3 protein-coding genes are annotated in these 6,744 nt (G+C 70.2%); 1 reads left to right on the top strand and 2 read right to left on the bottom strand.

All coding sequences use genetic code 11. The features are described 5' to 3' along the window. The first annotated feature begins 69 nt into the window (after positions 1-69). Positions 70-3,867 (top strand): hypothetical protein, encoded by a 3,798-nt coding sequence (locus tag KF833_24285; GenBank protein ID MBX3748437.1) that lies wholly within the window; start codon positions 70-72, stop codon positions 3,865-3,867. Between the two features lie 21 nt (positions 3,868-3,888). On the opposite strand, the gene KF833_24280 is transcribed toward KF833_24285, so the two are convergent. Both KF833_24280 and metG read right to left on the bottom strand, forming a co-directional pair. Beyond that, positions 3,889-4,704, bottom strand: a complete 816-nt coding sequence (locus KF833_24280) for a hypothetical protein (protein ID MBX3748436.1) — start codon at positions 4,702-4,704, stop codon at positions 3,889-3,891. Positions 4,705-4,805: 101 nt separating this feature from the next. Next, entirely contained in the window at positions 4,806-6,371 is a 1,566-nt protein-coding gene (gene metG, locus KF833_24275; protein ID MBX3748435.1) for a methionine--tRNA ligase, read from the bottom strand. Between the last annotated feature and the right edge of the window lie 373 nt (positions 6,372-6,744).

Here is a 6,744-nt window from a genome sequence, read left to right as displayed (position 1 = left end):
AGCCGCCCCCCCCCGGGAACTTGAGACTTCCCCCTCCTGCTCAACCGGTCAGCATGGCGCCCCGACGCGATGCGAACCTGTCTCCTCGTCCTGCTGCTCGCCGTGACCTCGATCCCCCGAGGTCACTCCGCCCTCCCGCCGTCCGGCCCCCTCTCCCTCACCAACCTGGTCGCCTGGTGCATCGTCCCCTTCGACACCGTCCGGCGCGGCCCGGAGGAACGGGCCGACATGCTGGCCGACCTCGGCATCCGACGCCTCGCCTACGACTGGCGCCCGGAACACATCCCGACCTTCGATGCCGAGGTCCGTGCCATGAAGGCCCGCAACATCGAAATCACCGCCTGGTGGTTCCCCGCCTCCCTGAACGCCGAAGCCCGCGCCATCCTCGACTGCCTCCGCCGCCAGCGCATCAGCCCCCAGCTCTGGGTCACCCTCGGCACCGAACCCGAACCCGATCCCGCCCGTCTCGCCCGCAAAATCACCGAGGCCACCGACCTCCTCGCCGGCCTCTGCGCCGCCGCCGCCAAGGTCGGCAGCGTGGTCGGGCTCTACAATCACCTCGGCTGGTTCGGCGAACCCACCAATCAGATCGCCATCCTCGAACGCCTGGGCTCCCGCGGTCATCGCAACGCCGGGATCGTGTACAACTTCCACCACGCCCACGCCCAAATCGACCGCTTCCCGGAATTGCTCCGGCTCATGGCCCCCCACCTCCTCGCCGTGAACCTCAACGGCATGGTCCGCCATGGCGATCAGCGCGGGATGAAGATCCTCCCCCTCGGCCAGGGCGATGCCGAACGTCCCATGCTCGAAGCCCTCCTCGCCAGCGGCTGGTCCGGCCCCGTCGGCCTCCTCGGCCACTCCGACGAAGATGCCGAGGTGAAGCTCCGCAAGGAACTCGCCGGCCTCCAGCAACTCGTCCCCCAACTCCGTCCGTTGTCGCCCCACGGCGCCCCTCTCCCTCCCGCCGAACCCCACTCGCCTGCACCCGCCTCCACCCCCAACCCCCGTCCCCAACCCCTCGTCCCCGGCCGCTTCGGACCCGCCCTCGACGCCCGCGTCCACCAGATCCTCACCTCCGGCCATCCCGAGTTCCGCTCCCCGCCCCTCCTCGTCGAAGCCTGGGTCCGCCTCGACAGCGCGGAAGACGGCAACGTCATCGTCTCCAGCGAACTCCGCGCCTCCCCCACCCACTGGGAACTCTTCACCCGCCCCGGCTCGGGCGAACTCGCCTTCTATTCCCCAGGCCTCACCCCGGCCGAAGTCCGATCCGGAGTCAACGTCTGCGATGGCGAATGGCACCACGTCGCCGTCTTCCAAAGCCCCAATGACATCCGCCTCTTCGTCGATGGCCGCCCTTCCGTCCGCATCCCCGTCCGTCGCACCTTCCGACCCGGCGCCGGCCCCGCCCCCTTCGCCATCGGCCGCCGCGTCGATGACAACGGTCCGGGTTGCCACGGCCTGATCGAATCCGTCCGCCTCACCCGCCGGCCCCGGGGCGGCCATGGCTTCGGCCGGGAAGCCATCGCGGCCGATGACGACGCCATCGCCACCTGGATCTTCACCACCCCCGAGGCCCTCGAAGGCTGGACTCCCCCCGCCCTCGCCGCCGCTCCCCCGCCCCCCACCCAATCCCAAACCCCTCCCCCTGTCACCCCACCGGCCCCAACGCCTGCCCCAGCCCCGTCCCCCGCCCCAACTCCAGACCCAGCTCCCGCCCAGGCCGCACCGATCAACCGGGACGAACCCTGGAAGCAGATCGAAAGCGACTGGATCGACGACCGCTGGAACCGCTCCCTCCCCGGTCGCTGGCAGGCCTATACCCTCCCCTCCCCCGCTGGCCCCGTCCGAAAAGGCCTCGCCGTCCGCCTCGGCACACCCCCGCTCGCCACCGTCCTCTACGACACCGCCTCCGGACAATGGCGCTCCGCCTGGAAAGGCGGCTTCCTCCGCTTCGATCCCGTACGCTTCGGCCTCCTCAACCGCCCCCAACCCGACGGCGAGCCCCTCCTCACCCTCGATGAACCCTCCGGCTGGACCGGCGCCGATTTCCTCTGGCACGGCTTCGCCGTCCGCGACGACCGGATCGTCCTCGAGTACTCCGTCGGCGACCTGCTCGTCCGGGAATCCCCCTGGGCCATCGACGATGGCGGCGCGATCGTCCTTACCCGTGACTTCGAGTTCGGCGCCAATACCCGCACCACCGCCCGCCTGACCCTGCTCACCGGACTGCCCGAACGCGCCCTCTCCGGCATCGCCGGCTCCACCGAGTATCACGGCTTCCGGCAGGACGACTCCGTCACCGTGGTCGCCCTCGAACCGCAGCCGCATCTGCGCCTGGTCCGCCCCGAACCCACCACCGTCGCCCTCGAAATCCAACCCCGCGACCTCCCGCTCCGAACCCGCCTGCGGGTCTTTACCGGCGCCCCCCGACAACTGGCCAGCAGCACAACCCTCTACACCGCACCCGCCGCCGCCTCCAACCTCGCCGAAGTCGTCGCCTCCGCCCGTGGCCCCGCCGGCGATCCCGTCCTGGTGTCCGGTCAGCTCGGCCCCGACCGCGGCGCCTACGCCATCGATACCATTCCCATCCCGTCCGAGAATCCCTGGAACTCCCTCGTCTTCTGCTCGGGCATCGGCTTCTTCGCCAACGGCGACGCCGCGGTCAGCACCCTCCATGGCGAGGTGTGGCGCGTCTCCGGCCTCGATGCCTCCCTGCGCCAGGTCTCCTGGCGCCGCATCGCCCAGGGACTCTACCAACCCCTCGGCCTGGTCATGGTGGACGACCGCCCCGTCGTCCTCTGCCGCGATCGCCTCGTCCGCCTCCAGGATGTCGATGGCGACGGCGTCACCGATTACTACGAATCCTTCAGCGACCTCATCGAAACCTCCCCGGGCGGTCACGACTACGCCACCAGCCTCTCCACCGACGACGCCGGCAACTTCTATTACGTGGATCCCCTCGGCGCCCATCGCATCTCCCCCGACGGACGCCGCAAAGACACCCTCGCCCGCGGCTTCCGCAATCCCAATGGCATGGGCGTCAGCCCCGACGGCTCCATCGTCACCGTCGCCCCCCAACAGGGCGAATGGACCCCGTCGTCCGTCCTCCATGAACTCCGCCCGGATGGCTGGTATGGCTTCCCCGGACCCCGCCCCGCCCCGGGCCGGCCCCTCGGCTACGACCTGCCCCTCTGCTGGATCCCCCATCGCATCGACAATTCCAGCGGCAGCCAGATCTGGGCCCGCGACGACCGGTTCGGCCCGCTGTCCGGCCACCTCCTTCACCTGTCCTGGGGTCGTTGCACCCTCCTCCTCACCCTGCGCGATGTCGTCCAGGGCGTCCCCCAGGGCGCCGTGGTCCCCCTGCCCGGACGCTTCCTCTCCGGCCCCATGCGCGGCGCCTTCAGCCCGGCCGACGGCCAGCTCTACGTGGTCGGCTCCCAAGGCTGGCAAACCTCCGCCGCCCGCGATGGCAGCCTCCAACGCTTCCGCTGGACCGGCCGATCCCTCCCCCTCCCCGTCGCCTGGCAGGCCCGGCGCGGCGCCCTCGTCCTCACCTTCGGCCAACCCCTCGATCGCGAAACCGCCGAAGACCCCGGAAGCTACGCCCTCGAAGCCTGGAACTACCGCTACACCGCCGAGTACGGCTCCAACGATTGGTCGGTCCGCAATCCCCGCCGCGAAGGCCGCGATGCCTGGCCCGTCCGCACCGCCACCCTCCAGGCCGATGCCCGCGTCGTCCGCCTCGAAGTCCCCGACCTCCAGCCCGTCATGCAGTTCGGGCTCCGCTTCAACCTCGACACCGCCGACGGCGACCCGGCCGCCGGGGAGATGTACGGCACCATCCACCGCCTCCATCCCTGACCGGCTCCTCGAAACCCGCCTTCAACCGGCAGATCCCGCCCACGCCAGCCGCGCCGAATCCATCCATCCGGTCCGACCGTGGGTGTCCCGCACCCGCACCCACTCGCCCTTCCGGTCCATCACCCTCACCTCCGCCCCGTCCGGAAGACCGAAGGCAACCTGGGACTCGGGCAGCGGCCCGAAGTGCGCGTCGGCAGGCTGCACCACGATCGCCTCCGACGCCGGATCGTGCCGCCCCGTCACCAGGGCCGCCACCAGGAGAGCCAACGCCAGTCCCGCCCATCCCAGTCCCGCCCCGCCTCCACCGCCCTTCCCGTCCTTGCGAAACGCCGGCCGCCACGCCCGCCACGCCCGCCACGCCAGCCCCAATCCCGCCCCCCATCCCGCCACCAGGGCCAGCAACGCCCACTCGTTCGGCGTCAGCCAGCCCAACGCCTGCCGCCAGGCACTCAACGGCGGTGCCGGAGCCCCCCCTGCCCGCGCCCGCGCCCGTGCCCGGTTCAGTGCCCCCCGTATCTCCCCGTCGCGCGGTGCCATGACCTGCGCCTCCCGGTACGACGCGATGGCCCGCCCCACCGCCCCCGCCTGAAGCCACGCATGCCCCTGGTTGAACAGCAGCGCCGGCGTCGCCACCCCGTCCGCCCTCAATCCCACATACACCTCCGCCGCCTCCCGGAAGCGCCCCTGCTCGTACAACCGCGCCGCCACGTCGAACCGATCCTCCGCCCCCGAGGCCCCCGAGGCCCCCGAGGCCCCCGAGGCCGCCGAGGCCGCCGAGGCCGCCCAACCCACCCCGCCCGCTCCCCATATCCAGCTCATCACGCCGACCCAGGCCATGCAACGCATCGCCCTCGTCCACTCCCTCCACGACGCCCCCCGCCGCCCGCATCCCGGACCGGACCGCCCCGCGGCACCCAAATGCTGCCCATCCGCCCGCATCATGAGAGCAAGGGCTGACGATCCTCGCGCCGCGGAAACAACGGCTCCGCCCCGCCCGCCTGATGGCCCTCGCCCAGTCCGCCCCACCCGACCGCCTCCCAACGGTCCGGCGCACCCTCGCAGTTCAACTGCCGGTAAATCCGCCCCGCCGCGTTCGGAATGACCGGCCACAACAGCACCGCCAGCACCCGGCACGTCTCGATCAGCGAATACAGTACCTGGTCCAGTCGCGCCCCCTGCGCCGGATCCTTGGCCAGCCGGAACGGAGCCGTCTCCTCCACAAACTTGTTGGCCCGGTTCACCAGCTCCCACGCCGCCACCAGCGCCCCCTGCAACCGGAACTCCCGATACGCCTTTCCCACGCGCTCCGTCACCCGCCCCGCCTCCCCGGCCAGATCCTCCGACCGCGCCGGCACCCGTCCCCCCCGGTAACTGTGCAGCATCCGCAACGACCGGTTCACCAGATTCCCCAGCCCGTTCGCCAGTTCCGCCTGGTACCGCATCGCAAATCCCCCGTCCGTCCAGTTGCCGTCCGGTCCAATGTCCAGTTCCCGGATGACATAGTACCGGAACGCGTCGATCCCCCACTCGCGCACCGTGGCCACCGGATCCACCACGTTCCCCGTCGTCTTGCTCAGCTTCTCGCCGTTCTTCTGCCACCACCCATGCGCCAGGATCTGCCGCGGCACCTCCAGCCCCGCCGCCCGCAACATGATGGGCCAGTACACCGCGTGGAATTTCAGAATGTCCTTCCCGATCAGGTGCACCGCCGGCCACAACCGCGGCCCGCCCTCCGCCACGTCCATCCCCAGCCGCCCCGCCACCCCCCCATCGCCCAGCACCGCCGGCACGGTCACGTAATTGGTCAACGCGTCGAACCACACGTAGGTCACATAGTCCGGATCGAACGGCAGCGGAATCCCCCAGCTCAACCGCGCCTTCGGCCGCGAAATGCACAGATCCGCCAGCCGCTCGCTCCGCAGAAATCCCAGCACCTCGTTGCGCCGGTACTCCGGCAGGATGAACTCCGGATGCGCCTCGATGTGCCCGATCAACCACTCCTGGTGCGGAGCCAGCGGGAAGAAATAGTTCCGCTCCCGCAACGCCGTGACCTCCCCGTACTGCGCCGGAAAGGTCCCGTCCGGCAGCCGGTCCTTCTCGGTCAGAAACGTCTCCTCCCGCGTCGAATACCAGCCCTCATACACGTCCTCCCGAAACTGTCCCTCCCCGTGCAGCTTCCCGAGAATCGCCGCCACCACCCGGCGATGCCGCTCCTCCGTGGTGCGGATGAAATCGTCGTTCGTCAGTTCCAGCCGGGTCGCCAGTTCCCGCCACAACGGCGCCAGATCGTCGCAGTAACGCTGCGGATCCTTCCCCTCCGCCGCCGCCGCCTGCTGAACCTTCTGCCCATGCTCGTCCAGCCCCGTCAGGAAGAACACCGTCTCCCCCATGCTCCGCCGGCTCCGCGCAATGACATCCGCCACCACCTTCTCGTAGGCGTGGCCCAGGTGCGGCTGCCCGTTCACGTAGTCGATCGCCGTCGTGATGTAGAACCGGTCCGACATGAGCCGTCAGTCTGACCGACCCCGCCCGTCATTGGCAATCACCCCCGCGCCGGCCCTTCCGTTGTCGGGACTCGTACTCAGCCCGAAGGGCGGTACTCGTCCTCGTACTCGTCCCCGGACCCGCAGCCACCCCTCTTGAAGCGTCGCCTTACGACTCGGTGCATCCCGGAGTCATGGGCGGGGAGGCACCGCTTCGGAGGGACCAGCTCCGCGGGTCCTCCACCCAACGCTGCCCACCGTTGCAGCCTCGTGGAACCCGGCCCGCCAAAGCGACGCTTCGCGACGTTCGCTCCTCTCCCCACAACGCCGGGAGGCTCGGATCCGTCGTTCCGTCGCCCGGTGCCAATTTGTCAATTTTGCGATTCCATTCGGC

The sequence above is a fragment of the Verrucomicrobiia bacterium genome, assembly GCA_019634625.1.
GTDB lineage: Bacteria > Verrucomicrobiota > Verrucomicrobiia > Limisphaerales > CAIMTB01 > CAIMTB01.
The sequence above is the reverse complement of the archived record's forward strand: the minus strand, read 5'-3'. Positions and strand labels throughout refer to the sequence as shown.

Bases quoted from the DNA above. Each gene is read 5' to 3' on its own strand.
- KF833_24285 (MBX3748437.1), top strand. From the start codon at position 70: ATGCGAACCTGTCTCCTCGTCCTGCTGCTCGCCGTGACCTCGATCCCC.
- KF833_24280 (MBX3748436.1), bottom strand. From the start codon at position 4,704: ATGGCCTGGGTCGGCGTGATGAGCTGGATATGGGGAGCGGGCGGGGTG.
- metG (MBX3748435.1), bottom strand. From the start codon at position 6,371: ATGTCGGACCGGTTCTACATCACGACGGCGATCGACTACGTGAACGGG.